The 16151-nt window shown below is 42.5% G+C and carries 14 protein-coding genes; 5 read left to right on the top strand and 9 right to left on the bottom strand.

Annotated elements, in window-relative coordinates:
- Positions 1-59: 59 nt before the first annotated feature.
- The 4 genes from AC1DYB_RS24750 (at position 60) to AC1DYB_RS24735 (ending at position 4010) form a co-directional block, all read left to right on the top strand.
- Complete coding sequence (locus AC1DYB_RS24750; protein WP_477438870.1) at positions 60-1187, top strand: redoxin domain-containing protein; 1128 nt, start codon at positions 60-62, stop codon at positions 1185-1187.
- A gap of 1 nt (position 1188) precedes the next feature.
- Complete coding sequence (locus tag AC1DYB_RS24745) at positions 1189-2706, top strand: trypsin-like peptidase domain-containing protein (RefSeq protein ID WP_477438867.1); 1518 nt, start codon at positions 1189-1191, stop codon at positions 2704-2706.
- Between the two features lie 135 nt (positions 2707-2841).
- Positions 2842-3069: a hypothetical protein gene (locus AC1DYB_RS24740; protein WP_477438865.1), complete on the top strand. Its 228-nt coding sequence runs from the start codon at positions 2842-2844 to the stop codon at positions 3067-3069.
- A 344-nt stretch (positions 3070-3413) separates the two neighbouring features.
- The gene (locus AC1DYB_RS24735) at positions 3414-4010 is read left to right on the top strand and encodes a hypothetical protein (RefSeq protein WP_477438863.1); all 597 of its coding nucleotides are present in this window, start codon (positions 3414-3416) and stop codon (positions 4008-4010) included.
- Positions 4011-4093: 83 nt separating this feature from the next.
- Here AC1DYB_RS24735 and AC1DYB_RS24730 read toward each other — a convergent pair whose 3' ends face one another.
- The 7 genes from AC1DYB_RS24730 to AC1DYB_RS24700 form a co-directional block, all read right to left on the bottom strand.
- Positions 4094-4768 (bottom strand): hypothetical protein, encoded by a 675-nt coding sequence (locus AC1DYB_RS24730; protein ID WP_477438861.1) that lies wholly within the window; start codon positions 4766-4768, stop codon positions 4094-4096.
- 286 nt (positions 4769-5054) lie between these two features.
- The gene (locus tag AC1DYB_RS24725; RefSeq protein ID WP_477438859.1) at positions 5055-5426 is read right to left on the bottom strand and encodes a DUF4844 domain-containing protein; all 372 of its coding nucleotides are present in this window, start codon (positions 5424-5426) and stop codon (positions 5055-5057) included.
- Between the two features lie 130 nt (positions 5427-5556).
- Complete coding sequence (locus tag AC1DYB_RS24720; protein ID WP_477438857.1) at positions 5557-5925, bottom strand: DUF1304 domain-containing protein; 369 nt, start codon at positions 5923-5925, stop codon at positions 5557-5559.
- A 346-nt stretch (positions 5926-6271) separates the two neighbouring features.
- Entirely contained in the window at positions 6272-8161 is a 1890-nt protein-coding gene (locus AC1DYB_RS24715) for a T9SS type B sorting domain-containing protein (protein WP_477438855.1), read from the bottom strand.
- Positions 8162-8483: 322 nt separating this feature from the next.
- Positions 8484-9800, bottom strand: coding sequence for an adenosylhomocysteinase (gene ahcY, locus AC1DYB_RS24710; protein ID WP_295715964.1), 1317 nt, complete (start codon positions 9798-9800; stop codon positions 8484-8486).
- Between the two features lie 292 nt (positions 9801-10092).
- Positions 10093-10458 carry a bactofilin family protein gene (locus tag AC1DYB_RS24705; RefSeq protein WP_295715960.1) on the bottom strand — a complete coding sequence of 122 codons (366 nt, stop codon included), beginning with the start codon at positions 10456-10458 and terminating at the stop codon, positions 10093-10095.
- Between the two features lie 115 nt (positions 10459-10573).
- The gene (locus AC1DYB_RS24700; RefSeq protein WP_477438853.1) at positions 10574-11446 is read right to left on the bottom strand and encodes a peptidoglycan DD-metalloendopeptidase family protein; all 873 of its coding nucleotides are present in this window, start codon (positions 11444-11446) and stop codon (positions 10574-10576) included.
- A gap of 197 nt (positions 11447-11643) precedes the next feature.
- Between AC1DYB_RS24700 and AC1DYB_RS24695 the strand changes: the two genes are divergently transcribed.
- Positions 11644-12054 carry a BrxA/BrxB family bacilliredoxin gene (locus AC1DYB_RS24695; protein WP_477392043.1) on the top strand — a complete coding sequence of 137 codons (411 nt, stop codon included), beginning with the start codon at positions 11644-11646 and terminating at the stop codon, positions 12052-12054.
- 104 nt (positions 12055-12158) lie between these two features.
- Here AC1DYB_RS24695 and AC1DYB_RS24690 read toward each other — a convergent pair whose 3' ends face one another.
- Both AC1DYB_RS24690 and AC1DYB_RS24685 read right to left on the bottom strand, forming a co-directional pair.
- Positions 12159-13685, bottom strand: a complete 1527-nt coding sequence (locus tag AC1DYB_RS24690; RefSeq protein WP_477438851.1) for an alpha/beta hydrolase-fold protein — start codon at positions 13683-13685, stop codon at positions 12159-12161.
- A gap of 17 nt (positions 13686-13702) precedes the next feature.
- A complete protein-coding gene (locus AC1DYB_RS24685; protein ID WP_477438849.1) occupies positions 13703-16087 on the bottom strand; it encodes an ABC transporter permease in 2385 nt (794 codons plus the stop codon).
- Between the last annotated feature and the right edge of the window lie 64 nt (positions 16088-16151).

The raw sequence follows: 16151 nt of genomic DNA, 5'->3' as shown, positions 1-16151 counted from the left end.
TCTGATGGGCTCTTTTCGTTTTCGGAGATCATGTATTAAAAGGATTTCACAAAAAATGTATGAAAAAACTATTAAGCATTATTTTAAGCATGGCTGCATTGAACGCTGCGGCACAAACTTCCCACTTTACTATTAACGGGCAGATTGGTAATCTCAACGGTAAAAAAGTTTATTTAAGCTTTATGACAGATGGTAAAGGTCATGAGGATTCGACTACATTGGCCAGCGGGACTTTTCACTTTACCGGTCAAATGAATCCCTACAGTTCAGTACGGTTAGCACTTGATCATAAAGGCCTTGGACGTGAAATCGCTACTCATGGCGGGGATGTTATCTATTTTAATTTTGCAAACGAAACGCTGAATATTGACTCTAAGGACTCTTTGGCAAACGCGCGAATGAGCGGTTCTAAAACCTATGAAGAATATTCGGCTTATGTGAAAGCCGTAGGTCCGATGCCATGGGATATTGACCATATTTCCAATGCCGAGATCGCTGCTGCACCCGAACTTGTGAACGATACCGCGTTCACCAACCAGGTGGCCCGCCACCACTATAAAATGGTTGCTGATCTCCAAGCCAATAACCTGGAGTTCGCCAAAACCCATCCGGATTCTTTCTTTGCACCGGTTGCGCTGTTCGGTACCGCTGCTAATGATAAAACTGTTACGATAGCCGAACAGGTATTCAAAACCTTCAGCCCGGCAATCAGGGCAACAGATAATGGCAAATCCATCAAGGAGCTTATAGAGGCGCATTACCGCCTTAAAATTGGAGCGGCTGCACCAGTTTTCACACAAGTAAACCCGGCAGGTAAAGCGGTTTCTTTAGCCAGCTATAAAGGCAAGATTGTGCTGGTTGATTTCTGGGCCAGCTGGTGTTCACCTTGCCGCCAGGAGATCCCAAACCTCTTGAGCCAGTATAAAATGTATAAAGATAAAGGGTTCGAGATCCTATCTGTATCACTGGACAGCAGCCGTGACAAATGGCTGAAGGCTGTGCAGCAGGAAGGCATGGGATGGCCGCAAGTCAGTGATCTGAATGGCAGCAGCAACAGTGTCGCCCGTCTTTATGGTGTTTCAGCGATACCTGCAACCTTCCTGGTAGATCGTGAAGGCAAACTCATCAGCACCAATCTTCGTGGCGAAGATCTTAATAAAAAACTGGCAGAACTTTTTAAGAATTAAGATGCAGTCACGCTTTCTCCTGATCCTGTGTAGTTTCATAATTAACCGTTATGCAGCTGCTCAGGATCTTAAATCAACAGTGGACAAAGTCAGGCCCGCCTGTGTCCGTATATGGGGTTTCGATACTTTGCAACAACAACGCACCAGTGCACAGTTCAGTGGCGTAGTGGTAAAAGGCAATTATATCCTTACAGCCGCTCATGTTATTACGCCCGGCAGCACCTACAAAATCTTTTTTCCAAACGGCGAAGAAACCATCGCGGAGGCGCTGGGAAAGATTGAATTGTCTGAAGACAAAACACGTCCTGACGTAGCGCTCATGAGAATTTTGAAAGGCACAAACCATCCGGGAGTAGTGATGAGTTTAGCTGATCTGCATAAGGATCAACCCTGCCTTAGCATTGCCTACCCTGAAAGCCTTGACCAGGAACAGCCCACTATTCGTCTTGGCAAGGTTATCGAACCATTGAATAGCCGCGGATTTATCCGGTCAACAGCTTTGATGGAACCAGGTGATTCAGGCGGTCCTCTCTTTAATTTAAGTGGAGAGCTCATAGGGTTACACAGTGCTATCGGAATCCCGGAATCGGAAAATTATGATGTGCCAGTAAATTTGTACCAGGAATATTGGTCGGCGCTTCAGAAACCGGTTATTTATCGAAACTGGCCTGAGCGGGTAGACGCCGTCCAGAAAGATAATAGAACTCTGGAGTTTACCTGGCCCAAAGCCGGAACTTATACCGGTACCTGTGTCAGGATCACGAGTCGGTTAGATGGTAAAGCGCAAACAGTGCTTGGGACAGTGATTCAATCGTTCGTAGTTTCAAAGAGTTCAATAGTCGGCGATTCAGTTTTTATTCTTGGTAAACCGGGCATAGTAATAGCACGGGACAAAGAACATGACCTCGTGCTGATCCGTCCGGCGCAAAAGCTTAAGGGCCTAAAAATTAAGCAGATCATCAGCCCCGATCCTGGGGAGGTCTTGTTTGCACCCGTAATAGATTCAGTGGTGACAGGTATAGTTAGCGGTGGCCCGATCGGCCTTCGAAAAATTAATAGTGCTGGCTTTTTAGGCGCTACACCTCAACATGGCAGCAGCCCTGAAAAAATTTATTTTGTTCGCCCTGGTTCACCGGCGGCGCAGCTGGATATTCGCTCCGGGGATATAATCCCTGGTCTGAATGACTCATTGAAAGCTCATTGGCCAGGCGACACACTGCAACTTAAACTGCAAAGAGGCTCAAAAAACATATTGAAAAGCGTCGTGCTCACTTATCCGCCATTAATGCTTCATGATCATCCGGCTTACCATTTTGCCGGTGGCAGCAGCCAGCGTAATGATGGGTTCAGGAATATTTACAGTACCGACCTGATCTTGCGCCCCGAACAATGCGGAGGCCCTGTATTTGATATGCAGAATCATTTCATAGGCATTAATATAGCACGCTTTAGCAGAGCTAATTCTGTATTGATTAGCGCACAAGCTATCAAAGACTTTATCGTAGTCAATTCGCGATAATATCATGGAGCATAAATCTTTAAAACCTTAAGATTATAGGTCATGCCCTTTAGCATGTGTTTGATCATTTAGATAATCCGGGGTGCTGAATTCAAATAGCCGTATATTAGTGCTATTATAAAATAAAGTAGCAGGATGTTTAATAAAGCAGCGTTGAATGCAAAGGTCAAGACCTGGCTCGATGAACAAATCAAGAAAAGCGTCGTAAAAGAAGTTACAGAGTGTTACGACCTGATGGACAAGGATAGCACCAATCACCGCAACATTTTCCGGATCTGTAAAAAACAGCTCAATGCGGTGCGGTCAAAGATCGTTTTGAGTTATGTAAAGGTACTTGAACTGGTGATTCTGGTTTATAAATAAACAGTTAAACTGCACATAAATTATTACTCCGGCGTTTTTCTGCATTTTCGCCGGGGTTTAATTAGTTAATTTGTTTAAGCTAATGCATTTTCGATATTTTTGAATAGTTGTATGTGTTTTTTTTAAAATGCGCTGCAAAATTGATCTGACCGGACACGGTGATGTGAAAAGTAGACTTTCCGTTATGGTCGTGTCTTGTCCTAAAATAGGTTTACACAACAGCGTTCACTTGTCAGCGGGGTACACGCGACACGCGTGCACCAGCTGAGGCGGCATACCCGCGCCAGTTGGGCTTTGTTAATTAATTGAATTTTGTTAAAATTACATAATACCATCACTATTGTATGACAGCAAAATTATTTTCTTTTATCGCTTTACTTTTAAATTTATCGTCAGCTATTGCACAAGAACATCTTTGGTTAAAGCAAACTAAAATTTCTGAGGTCATTGAGTTTGAAAAAGGAATTGATCCGCAAACAGTTTTTTTGTCTCAAAACATTGCTCTTTCCAAAGATTATTATCCCCTGGTAGATAAACATAAAGTAACAAACCCGATTATAACTCAAAGAATACCCTTTAAATATTTACCAATAAATGCTGAATACTTTTATACTCCTGGAGATTCTACACTGCGCCTAATATCATATGATTGGGAACAGGACCGGTATGGAAATTTCTTTAATAAGCAAAAAATGTGGAGAGAAGAAAGCTCAAAGCTGGACATATACAATGGCGAATATGAAAGAATCAAAAAAGATTTGTTGACCCAATTAGGAGTACCAACAGCTGCCGATACATCTACTAAAGAAGTAAATACTCATGGACAAAAATATCTTTCCAGAGAAACTTTATGGGAAAATAGCTCCTTTAAGGCAAATCTTAATATGATTTTTGCATCAACAACTTATAGAATTCGTTTAACTCTATATTGGAAAGAATAATTGCTATTTGATTAAAACTCTTTAGTCACGAGTACGCCGCCCGCTGCATACTCGCGCCAGTTGAGGCTCTGCGGTAGCTGAGGTCATAAATCTTGTAAGGCTAAAGCAAATTCCCGAACGACTGCATTATTGCATTCCAGCGCTTCATTGATTAATATCGTATTACTTTCTTCTTTTCTTTTTATTAACATAATTCCATATTGTTGAATTAATTCTCTATGGTCACGTAACATATTTACAATCGAAGAAACAGCAATTTCTTTAAAATTCAAAAGGCTTAAAAGCCCTATTTTGTGCAATTCACTGTCAACAAGATTGTATCTTTCTACAAGTTCAATAGCAATTTGTAATTGCTTTGAATCCGCATTTGAAAGCAAACGCATCCCCAACATACCAATAGCTAAATTTTCGTCTGAAATGCTTTGAACAAGATGAATAAATGCTTCCTTGTGACTTTCAGTTGAGCATAATATGATAAACACCAATGAATGATATCGTATATAGGGATTATTATTGTTCACATGTTTTACAACATATGGAAATAGGTCACATGCGTGAACTGCTATTTCAGAGGCTATCCAAATCGCTAGTTTAATAACATCTTCGTTGTTTGAATTAAGTAATGGAATAAGGGTTTCTATCTCAAGTCCGTTTTTTGAATATTGATTGTATAAACCATAGCCTTTGCCCTGTTCTTGAAACAGAATTGGGTCAAAAAGCAATTCTGTTATGAGTTCTTTTCCTTTATTATCTATCATGATCCAATGAAAAGTTTTTTTAAAGCTTTAATTGTCTTGTCCTAAAATAAGTTTACACTACAGCGTTCACTTGTCAGCGGGGTACACGCGACACGCGTGCACCAGCTGAGGGATTACATTATAAATAATGGCAATTAATATTGCAGTAGTATTGAACTTCATATTATTTATCAGGTTGTTTAACTCCGACTGGCGCGAGTATGCAGCGCCGGTCATGTGCGTTGGGGTACTCGTGACGCGGTATGTTATTAACTGGTATCAGCCTGAAATTATCGTCGTTTTGAGCCTAATTCTTCTTTGTCGGGTCAAAACCGTAAATCCATTTATTTAACAGACCATTGGAGCTTTGCAGGCCAACGCAATCCATTAACTCTTCAAAATAATGGCATATCCTTTCCTTGTCTTCCGTATCCAGTTCATCAGCGTAGGTATTAAACCTGTCTAAACCTTTTTTTATATTATCCTGGAATTTCCTTTCGGTTGGATGCAAGCCCACTGTCACTAAAAAATCTTTCGCGGCCAGGTTTAAAAGGGCATTCAACTGAGGTTTTAATTTGGGGTTCGATAGACCATTAAATGAGGTATTAGGCTCGCCGTCAAATTTCGATTGCTGAATAAACTGGCTGAGCTTTTGCCGGGCGTCAGGATTTACTTTCATTGTTGATTGCTCCTGGGCGCAAACTGTTGTCATTACAGCTACGAACATTAAGATGAAGAGTGATTTCATAAGGCGACCGAATATATATGTAATGCGGTAATAAACAACGCAGTAGCGCACACAAAGAATATTACCTACCAAGCAACACAAAAGCAAGAGCCACAATTGCCGGCAATGCTTGTGAAAAAAATATTTTTTTGCTTGCTGTAAGCGCTCCGTATAAACCTGCAGTAATTACGCAGCTTAAGAAAAACACGCTGATGTTAAACGCCCATAATTTATCCGAAATGAAGAATGTCCAGATAAGACCCGCGGATAAGAAACCATTATACAAGCCCTGGTTAGCGGCAAGTCCTTTTGTCGGGGAGAATAAGCTATCGGGAAGAGCGCCCTTAAATGTTTTTCGGCCAAGCGTTTCCCAGGCAAACATTTCCATATAAAGGATATATAAGTGTTCGACTGCTACGAGTCCTACTAAAATTTTGGCTATTATCTCCATTTTTTCTAATTGGTTAGGTTTTTCTAATTTAGGGAATTACGGTCTATTTAACGAGTCCGAAACATTTAGTTTTTATACCGGCGCCCGATGTCATCCCTTTCTTGCGTTAGGGGGTGCAGCGGATACCGGCCAAAGTGGTTAAGGCCTGTGTAGTATGAGCGTAAAACCCGGCCCGCAGGGAACGCCCACATTAGTAGCAAGTAATTAGTAGCAAGACGCAATTAGGTGATATTAGGGAGCGAACATTGCATGTGGTTTACCTGTCCTGTGGGATGCCGATCCGTCAGCCGACGGACGGCACGACGTCCGCTATTTTTTTTTACCCCTTTTTTTCAACCCGCCCCGATTACCTGACGATGGTTACACTCCCCGACAACGATTTGTTGCCATTTTTAAGATTGATAATATAATAATAGGTCCCCTCCGGAACGGGCTGTCCCTTAAAAGTGCCATCCCAGGCAATATTGTAACCAATTGATCTGAACAGTCTTTGCCCGTACCTGTTGAATACTTCAACCGTATTACGAGGGTAAGCGCTTAAATTTTTTATCTCCCACAGGTCATTTCTGCCGTCGCCATTGGGCGAAAAGCTATTGGGAATGCTGATATCCCCCGGAGTTGCAGGAGGCGTTGGCAAAGGATCAACAGTGATGGTAAACTGCACCGGCAAACCTGCGCATAAATTATCACTAAATATAGCCATGAAATTTCCGCCGGGCTGCACAGGAATTTGCTGTGTAGCTGTATTGGTTGCTGCATCAATAACCGATATATAAGCCGAAAGCGAATTAACCACGTAAACCTTGCTTCCGTCGCTGCTAAGGGTAATATCGGATGGGCTATCGCCAACATCTACTTTAGTAAGTATGTTATTGGTTAAGGTGTTGATAACGGTAACCTTTTTTGCTGTTATGTTTGATACGTATAACCGGGTGCCATCCGGACTTATTGCAATGCCCCCTGCCGGCGTTGCAACGTCAATTTTATAAGTAAGTAACCTGCTGGCAATATCAACCACAGCTATATCATGTGAATTATAATTGGCTATATATAGCTTTTTATTATCCGGGCTTATGGTGATACTGCCTGGGGTTATACCGGTAACTAAACCATATTCAAAGATATTAGTGGCAGTATCATAAAACTGAACCGCATTTGAACCTGCGTTGATGATGTATAGTTTTTTACCATCGGCACTGATGGCCAGATCAGCAGGGTTGAGGCCGGTTGCAACCGTTTTTACAATGGCGTGCGTATTGGCATCAATAACGCTTAAGCGGTTAGATGTACCACCTGTAACATACAGCCTGTTGCCATCGGGACTTATCACCATACCCGTTGGGTTAACCCCTGCCGCAAAAGCAGTAAGTACTTTATTGGTAGCGGTACTGATTACAGATACCGTATTTGAGCCCGGATTGACCACATAAAGCAGGCTTTTATCGGGGCTCAGCACCACCCTCGACGGATTTGAATGATCCGGCATTCCTTGCGTGATATCTTGCTCTACTTTGTTGGTAATGGTATTTACTAATGAAACTGAATTTGATAAGCCATTGGGCGCATAGGCATAGTTTGCAGGCACCGGACTAACCGTAATATTAGCAGTAACAGGCATGGTGCCTGTATTTACCGCAATGAATTTGCCGATATTCCCGGTACCGTTGGGGGCTAAACCAATAGTTGTATTATCATTTATCCACGCATAACTGCCTGCTGTACCGGTAAAATTAACGGCATCTGTAAGTTGCCCGTTTTGTTTGGTTTGATTAGCGACCGGATTAACCACAGGCAACGCGTTGATATAACCAGTTACCTTTGCTGTTTGGCTAACCGAACCCGAACTTAGCATGACATCTCCGGATATATTGCCTGTTACGGCCTGCGCCGATGACCGCACATAAATGATGATATTGGAGATCAGTCCGGAGTTTTGGGTAAGCGTTACACTATTGCTATAAGTTCCATTGGCAACAAGCGAGATCTCAAAATTATTGGGGGCTGTAACCGTTACATCGGCAGATAAACCACTTGCCGAAACCGGAAATTGTTGAATAGCCGGGCTTACAGATGGTGTACCGGCACAGGCCGAAATGACGCCTGCTACATCGCCAACAATAATTTGCGGGATAGCCGTTGTTGATAATATGTGCTTTACCTGCTGCGCGGACCGCGCACCAACTGTGGCACTCAGTGAAAATACAATGGCACTTATTAAACGCAGATATTTTTTCATGCAGCTTTGTTAACCTGCATATTAAAAATAACATTAACTACCATAATGTTTTTTAAAGCTGATAAATATAATACCATTAAAAATACTTGATATCGTTCCCTCATACCCAGTGTAAGTGTATAGTAACCATAGCATAACTTAATTTGTTTGTTCATTAAGAGATGGCGTTGCGCAATAACCAACACCTCCTTACGCAAGTAGCAGAACCGGCGGCATTAGTAAATTAACCCCATCTGTCTGTCAACAAAAAGGCATGATCCTAAAACCATGCCTTTTATATATCCATGCAAAAACCTTTCGGCTTTTGCCTTTCACTTAAAAATTAATAACGGTAGTACTCCGGTTTAAACGGACCATCAACGGTTACGCCGATGTATTCAGCCTGATCCTGATCAAGTACTTCCAGCTCTACACCAATTTTAGCAAGGTGTAAACGGGCAACTTTTTCATCAAGGTGTTTTGGTAAGGTGTAAACCTCGTTTTTGTAAGCTGCATTGTTTGTCCAAAGCTCCAGCTGGGCCAAAGTTTGGTTGGTGAATGAGTTACTCATTACAAAACTTGGGTGACCTGTAGCACAACCTAAATTAACCAAACGGCCTTCGGCCAACACGATAACATCACTGCCATCAATGGTGTATTTATCAACCTGTGGTTTAATTTCAATTTTGGTATTACCGTAAGTACCATTTAACCAGGCCATATCAATCTCGTTATCAAAGTGACCGATGTTACAAACAATGGCTTTATCTTTCAAGGCACGGAAGTGCTCTTCGCGAACGATGTTTTTGTTGCCTGTTGCAGTAACCACAATATCGGCTTCTTTAATGGCAGTGCCTAATTTTTTAACCTCGAAACCTTCCATAGCTGCCTGTAAAGCGCAGATAGGGTCAATTTCGGTAACAATAACGCGTACACCAGAGTTACGTAAGCTATCGGCAGAACCTTTACCTACGTCGCCATAACCGCATACTACTGCTACTTTACCAGCCATCATAACGTCTGTTGCACGGCGGATAGCATCAACCAGCGATTCGCGGCAACCATATTTATTATCAAATTTTGATTTGGTAACAGAATCGTTCACGTTAATTGCAGGCATTGGCAATGTACCGGCTTTCATGCGCTCATATAAGCGGTGAACACCTGTAGTAGTTTCCTCAGAAAGACCTTTGATCTCGGCGATCAGTTCCGGGAACCTATCTAATACCATGTTGGTTAAATCGCCGCCATCATCCAAAATCATGTTCAATGGTTTGCGGTCTTCGCCAAAAAATAATGTTTGCTCAATACACCAGTCAAATTCTTCGGCGTTCATACCTTTCCAGGCATAAACAGAAATACCTGCAGCAGCAATAGCGGCAGCGGCATGATCCTGGGTTGAAAATATATTACATGACGACCAGGTAACTTCGGCGCCAAGCTCAATCAATGTTTCAATTAATACAGCGGTTTGGATGGTCATGTGCAGGCAGCCTGCAATACGTGCACCTTTCAAAGGCTGGCTTGGTCCGTACTCCTGGCGTAAAGCCATTAAGCCCGGCATTTCAGCCTCGGCCAGTTCAATCTCCTTGCGGCCCCATTCGGCTAACGAAAGGTCTTTTACTTTGTATTTAACAAATGCAGTTTCTACTGATGACATATCATTTCAATTTTGATGCAAATTTAACTTATAAGTTTGTGAAAATGAAATGAAGAATAGTGGGGTTTGCTGTTATAGGGAAGTTGTAAATCGAATTCACATTTATTATAAAGGGAATAAGCGCGGCGCCAAAGGCCAAATTTCAAAACCAATTTGTCATTTCGAGCGAGCAAGGGCGGGACTGAGCGCGGTGCGAAAGCCAAACTTCAAAACCAAATTGTCATTTCTTTTATTAAAAAAGATGCGTTCACACTGTATTTTCCATGGAAGAAATAAAAAAAAACACCTTCCCCTATTTCGTTGCCGCCTGCATGGTTAGCTGTCCATTATAAACGCCGCCTGTTTCAACCAGCAGGGTTTGGGTTTTAATGCTGCCGGTAATTTCGCCGCTTGCTTTTATTTCCAGGGATCCGGTTTGGATATCGCCATTAACGGTGCCATAAACAACAATCTCTTTGGTGATGATGTTACCCTTTACCTGCCCTTTTTCACCAAGGATCAGGCCTTCGTCAACCGTTACGTCGCCATTTACCAATCCATCAATACGGGCAAATGCAGGTGCATTCAAACTGCCATCTAAAATACTGCCCTCGCTTATAAGGGTTGATATTGCCTGAAGATCAAGTGCCACTTTATCTTTTTTTCCGAAAATAGACATATTGTTGTGAGGGGTGTATGGTGAGTGGTGAGCAGTGAATGGTTAGTGGTGAATAGTGAGTAGTAAGTTTATTTAACATTAACCTCCTAGTCACTATTCACCACTCCGCTTTCACCTATTTATTTAGTGTTAAATATTTAACCGGATTTACAGGTTTGCCGTTCACGCGTACTTCGTAATGTAAATGCGCGCCGGTGGAGTGGCCGGTGGAACCTACCAGGCCTATCTCGTCGCCTACGTTTACTTCCTGCCCTACTTTTACCTTTATTTTGGATAGGTGCCCGTAAACGGTTTGGATATTGTTGATGTGCTGAATGCGGATGCAGTTGCCATAACCACCGGCCCAACCTGCAAAAACTATCTTGCCGCTTGCGGTACATTTTACTTCATCACCCCGTTTGCCTTTAAAATCAATACCCGGATGAAACTCGGCGTTACCGGTATCAAATGGATCGCTGCGGTAACCAAAAAACGAGGTAAATGAACTGATGCGGGGGTATCCCATTGGTGTAAAAGCAATGGTACCCATCAGGTGATTGAGGTAATCGTTATACAGGGAGTAGACTTCGTTGTCTGATAGTTTTTTACCTTCGGCATTGCTATCGCCACCAAGCCCTTTGGTGCTGAAACCTTTTAGTCCACGGCGGCGTAAATAATCATTGATGGTTTTTAACTTGCCTTCAATAGCCTGAATATAGGATTGCGCGCTCCCTTCTTTATTGTTGGCCGGCGCCACAACCTGTGCCGGGATAGCACCCTTAAGCTTTACTATTTGCTGTAGCAGTTTTTGCTTTTCAATTTCCTGCTGCGTGTTTTGCGATCTTAAATAAATAATACATCCCACCAAAACCACTATTACCGACAAGATGCCGAGCGCATAATGCTTAAGCCTGCTCAGGTGTTTTGTTTTTATTTGTAAAGAACGGGTAGGCTGTTGATTTTTGTTAATAATAACAACAGTACTGATATCAGATGTCTTTTGTTTCATCAAAATCAATTAATTAGGGTCTGCAATATAACTATTACTGTGTATAAATCAATATGATTATAAACAAACAACTTATCACCTGATGGTTACGTTAAAATGTATATAGTCAGCAAAATGTTATTATTGCGTTTTTTAAACGTAAACTGTTAATCATTTCTTATTTTTGTTATTGATAAATTGTAAAAAAGAAACACATTATGTATCCAGAATATTTAGTTGCCCCAATGCGGGAAGATTTGACCAGGGTAGGATTTGAGGAGTTGAAAGATGCCGACGCAGTAAAAAACGCAATTGAAAGCGAAGGAACTGTGTTTGTAATGGTAAATTCTGTATGCGGTTGCGCTGCTGCTAACGCGCGTCCTGCTGCCAGGATTGCTGCTGCCAATGAGAAACACCCAGATAAATTTGTGACTGTTTTTGCAGGTATGGAAAAAGAGGCTGTTGATGCTGCACGTAACTACATGTTGCCTTATCCTCCATCATCACCGGCAATGGCTTTATTTAAAGATGGCAAACTGGTACACATTATTGAGCGTCACCAGATAGAAGGCCGCCCAGCACAAATGATAGCTGATAACCTGATCGGTGCTTTTGAGCAATACTGCTAATTAGCTTAAAGCCGATGGCTGAAAGCTGAAAGCTAAAAAGAAAGAATAAAAGAAAAGATCCGGTGTGAAAATACCGGATCTTTTCTTTTATCAATCGTTCCCCACTAATTACGGTTATACTGCAAATCCAGGGGGATTGTGATAGGATTTTTAGCAGCCATGATGCCTGGTGTAAGGTACACCAGCTTCAATTTACGGTCACCGGTTTTATGCAGGTACTCCAGCCTGAAAGGGTAAAACCCCTTTGTTAGCGGCAGTATGAATGATTTTCCGTCGCGATGTAAACTATCCGTAATTATCAATGGCTTATTACCGAGAGATAGTTTTGATCCGTTGTCGGCATCTAATGCAAAAATATAATAACCATCTTCCTTTGCTTCCAATAATCCATCAATAACCAGGGCGAAATTATTTTTCCGTGGAAGATTATTTACATCAAACTCTTTGTTTGTTATCCCTGTATTCGTAGGTTTTACGTTTTTGAGATCCGGCCATTTATCCCACTCTCCCTCATAATAGGCAAAGTTAAATCCGCCCGGTTTTGCGTTATTCTGCTTTGAAACAGGGCGAAGCATTTTTTCGACAGTAAAATTACCCGTTGAGGTTTTATCATAGCGGTTACGCCTGGTGAAACGTTTAAAAGTAATCGTGGCAGCGCCGGTTAAGGTTATCTCGGGCTGTGCCTTTGCAGATAAAATTGTGGGGACTGTTCCATCAAGCGTATAACGTACTTTGGTGGTATCGTTAAAATACCATATTTTAATAGGCTTGTCTTTCAAAACAATGCCATTCATCGGGTGAAATTCAATAGAACCGGTGGAACCTGCATAGGTAAACTTTAACCCATCATAAATACTTTTCAGCCTTACCGAACTATGTGTTTCATCGGGGTACATACTAATTTTCCAGGCTAAACCTGCGGGAGCACTTTTTTGAAGTATGGTATCCATGGTATCAATTTTCATCGATTTACCATCCTTACCTTCCCGGCCGCTTATAAAAAGTGTGGTATTTGAACCGGCTAAGGCGGGAAGCTTACCGGCCGCTATTTTTGGCAGATAGTTATTATCCCACCAAAGGCTGGGATCCACGGCGATATACGATTTAAACGTTTTTGGTTCATTCAACAGCGCGTACATTACAAACAAGCCCCCTAATGAGTGCCCCCAAAGTGTATTATCGCCATTGGAGGGGTATGTTTTATCAACATAGGGGATCAACTCATTTTTTATAAACCCAAGAAATTTATCCGCCCCTCCGGATGTTTTCCAACCTTCTAAATGAGTTGGTGTAAGATCTTTGTTCCGGTCGATACCCAAAACGCTTACAATGATGGTTGGAGGCATATTGCCTTCACCCTCTAAAAAGCGCTGTATCTCGTTTATTAAACCTGTATTCCAGTTGCCGCCATCAAGCACATATAGCACATCATATTTATCGGTGCTTCCCGGCTTATATTTTGGGGGAATAAATACCTGTATAAGCCTTTCCTGGTTTAATATGCCCGACTTTAAAGAGTCGAGCCTTGCGTTAACGGGAATTTTAAGAACAGTGTCCTGCGCCCTGGCCATGTTACCCAGGCAACCAATCATTGTTAGCAGGGTCAAAAAAACGCGCATTGTATTTTTCATTTTTATTGTATGATTCGTTATTCGCTCCTCAAACTTTTTACCGGGTTGGCTATTGCAACCTTTATGGTATGAAAGCTTACGGTAATTAAGGTAATAGTTATTGCCCCCAAACCCGACAAACCAAACACCCACCAAGCTATTTGCGACCGGTATTCATATTGCTGTAACCAGCCGTGCATAAAGTACCAGGCAATGGGTATGGCGATAAACAGGCTTATCGCTACCAATACAACAAACTCCATGGATAACAGCCGCCACAAGTTTATTACCGATGCGCCCAGTACTTTCCGGATGCCTATTTCGCTGGTGCGTTGTTCGGCAATAAATGATGCCATGCCAAACAGGCCAAGGCAGCTAATAAAAATTGCCAGCACAGCAAATGCGCTTGCCAATTGGCCGGTGCGTTTTTCGTTACCAAATTTTTGGGCATAATCATCATCAACAAACTGGTATTCAAACGGCTGTGCAGGGCTATATTTTTTGAAGATCTTTTCAATTTTATCCAGGGCATTGTGGGTGCCTGCTACCTGGTTTAGCTTTAACAGGGCTACCCTGCCAGCATTGGTTGATAAACGAAACAGAGCAGGCTGTACTTCCTGATACGGCGATTCCATGATCATATCCGCTACTACACCTATAACATGAAATGGCAATCCGTTCCAGGTTATTGTTTCACCTACCGGGTTCTGCAGCCCCATATACCTTACCGCAGCTTCGTTGATAACAAAGCCAGAGGAGTCTGTTGCAAAGGCATTTGAAAAATCGCGCCCGTTTTTAAATTGCCAGCCTATGGTTTTACCGTAATTGCTTGATACTTCAATATTCGGGAATACAACAGCCACGTTGGGATCTTTCCCTTTCCAGTTTAAACCGCCGGTATAGATACCTATAGCGGTGGTTGATCCGCCCGACTCGGCCATTTCTGTGATCGCCCCGACTTTCAGCAATTCATTCCTGATCACTCCAAAATGTTCATGAATATCCGGCGAAAACTCGGATATGGCGATAAGGCCATCCTGGTTATACCCTACCGGGCGGCTTTGGGCAAACTTCATCTGCCTGTAAACAATAACTGTGCTAATGATAAGAATAATAGATACCGAAAACTGTAATACAATTAGCACACGCCGTGGCATAGCAGCAAACCGGCCTGCTTTAAACACGCCTTTCAGCACCTTAACCGGTTTAAATGATGATAGGTAAAATGCCGGGTAACTACCGGCCAGTAAGCCGGTAATAAGTGTAAACACAGTCCCTGTTACCCAAAACAGTGGGTTGCTCCATAACATTTCAATCATTTTACCCGCCACCTGGTTAAACCACGGCAAACAAAGCTGTACCAAACAAACTGATACCAGGAAAGCGCATACTGCTATCAATAACGATTCTGTTAAAAACTGGACGATGAGTTGCCCGCGCAACGAGCCTACGGCCTTGCGGATACCTACTTCTTTGGCCCTTTTTTCTGACCGGGCCGTACTTAGGTTCATAAAATTGATGCAGGCCAGCAACAGTACAAAAATGCCTATCATGCCAAACATCCAAACATATTGAATGCTGCCGCCGGTATTTACCCCATTTTTAAAATCGGCATATAAATGCCATTTGCTCATGGGGTTTAAAAATAGTTCGGGTTTGTGCGTGGCTTCGTCTTTAGTGGCTTTGGCCAGTTTTGCATTTTTGATCTTTGCAGAAACTTTGCCCATATTGGCATTGTCGGCAATTTGTACGTAGGTTAAAAAAGCACTGCGTCCCCATTCGTTTTTTAAACCTGCCATCCAGGGGTTACTGCTTTCAAACAGCTGCCACGGCGCAAAAAACGAGGCATTGGAAAACGTGGAGTTATATGGCTGATCTTCATAAACGCCTGTTACTTTTACAACCGACCTGTTATCCAGCTTCATGATTTTGTTTACCGGGTCGGCATCTCCAAAGTAAGCCTTCGCGGCCGATTGGGAAAGGATGATGGAATTGGGGTCATATAGTCCCTTGTGGTCCCCGCGCAGCATTTTTATGCTGAACATATCCAATGCCTGCGGTTCAAAAAACACGCCGCGTTTGGTTAGTATTTTTTCATCAAAGGCCAGTGTATGCATTCCTGCGCCGGTTGCCATGCTTACATACTTAAAATCGCTGCCATAACTTTTACGCAATTCCTCTCCCAGCGGCACTGGTTCGTTCGGCATGGTCTGGATCTCGCCCGCATTGGTTTGATTTTGCATAACCTGCGCAATGCGGTTATAATTTCGGTAATATTTATTGAACGATAACTCATCATGTATCCACAAACCAATAAGCATAGCCACTGCCATACCCACCGAGAGGCCTGCAACGTTAATAAAAGTATGCGCCCTGTTACGGGTCAGGTTTCGCCAGGCGATCTTCAGATAGTTTTTTATCATTGCTGTATTAGTTCATTGGTTCACTTGTTCATTAGTACATTGGTACCTTTCTGTATGGCCCAGT

The organism is Mucilaginibacter sp. P2_A4 (assembly GCF_056405015.1).
The sequence above is the reverse complement of the archived record's forward strand: the minus strand, read 5'-3'. Positions and strand labels throughout refer to the sequence as shown.

Excerpts from the sequence above, each read along its gene's own strand:
- AC1DYB_RS24750 (WP_477438870.1), top strand. The coding sequence starts at position 60 with ATGAAAAAACTATTAAGCATTATTTTAAGCATGGCTGCATTGAACGCT.
- AC1DYB_RS24745 (WP_477438867.1), top strand. The coding sequence starts at position 1,189 with ATGCAGTCACGCTTTCTCCTGATCCTGTGTAGTTTCATAATTAACCGT.
- AC1DYB_RS24740 (WP_477438865.1), top strand. The coding sequence starts at position 2,842 with ATGTTTAATAAAGCAGCGTTGAATGCAAAGGTCAAGACCTGGCTCGAT.
- AC1DYB_RS24735 (WP_477438863.1), top strand. The coding sequence starts at position 3,414 with ATGACAGCAAAATTATTTTCTTTTATCGCTTTACTTTTAAATTTATCG.
- AC1DYB_RS24730 (WP_477438861.1), bottom strand. The coding sequence starts at position 4,768 with ATGATAGATAATAAAGGAAAAGAACTCATAACAGAATTGCTTTTTGAC.
- AC1DYB_RS24725 (WP_477438859.1), bottom strand. The coding sequence starts at position 5,426 with ATGAAAGTAAATCCTGACGCCCGGCAAAAGCTCAGCCAGTTTATTCAG.
- AC1DYB_RS24720 (WP_477438857.1), bottom strand. The coding sequence starts at position 5,925 with ATGGAGATAATAGCCAAAATTTTAGTAGGACTCGTAGCAGTCGAACAC.
- AC1DYB_RS24715 (WP_477438855.1), bottom strand. The coding sequence starts at position 8,161 with ATGAAAAAATATCTGCGTTTAATAAGTGCCATTGTATTTTCACTGAGT.
- ahcY (WP_295715964.1), bottom strand. The coding sequence starts at position 9,800 with ATGTCATCAGTAGAAACTGCATTTGTTAAATACAAAGTAAAAGACCTT.
- AC1DYB_RS24705 (WP_295715960.1), bottom strand. The coding sequence starts at position 10,458 with ATGTCTATTTTCGGAAAAAAAGATAAAGTGGCACTTGATCTTCAGGCA.
- AC1DYB_RS24700 (WP_477438853.1), bottom strand. The coding sequence starts at position 11,446 with ATGAAACAAAAGACATCTGATATCAGTACTGTTGTTATTATTAACAAA.
- AC1DYB_RS24695 (WP_477392043.1), top strand. The coding sequence starts at position 11,644 with ATGTATCCAGAATATTTAGTTGCCCCAATGCGGGAAGATTTGACCAGG.
- AC1DYB_RS24690 (WP_477438851.1), bottom strand. The coding sequence starts at position 13,685 with ATGAAAAATACAATGCGCGTTTTTTTGACCCTGCTAACAATGATTGGT.
- AC1DYB_RS24685 (WP_477438849.1), bottom strand. The coding sequence starts at position 16,087 with ATGATAAAAAACTATCTGAAGATCGCCTGGCGAAACCTGACCCGTAAC.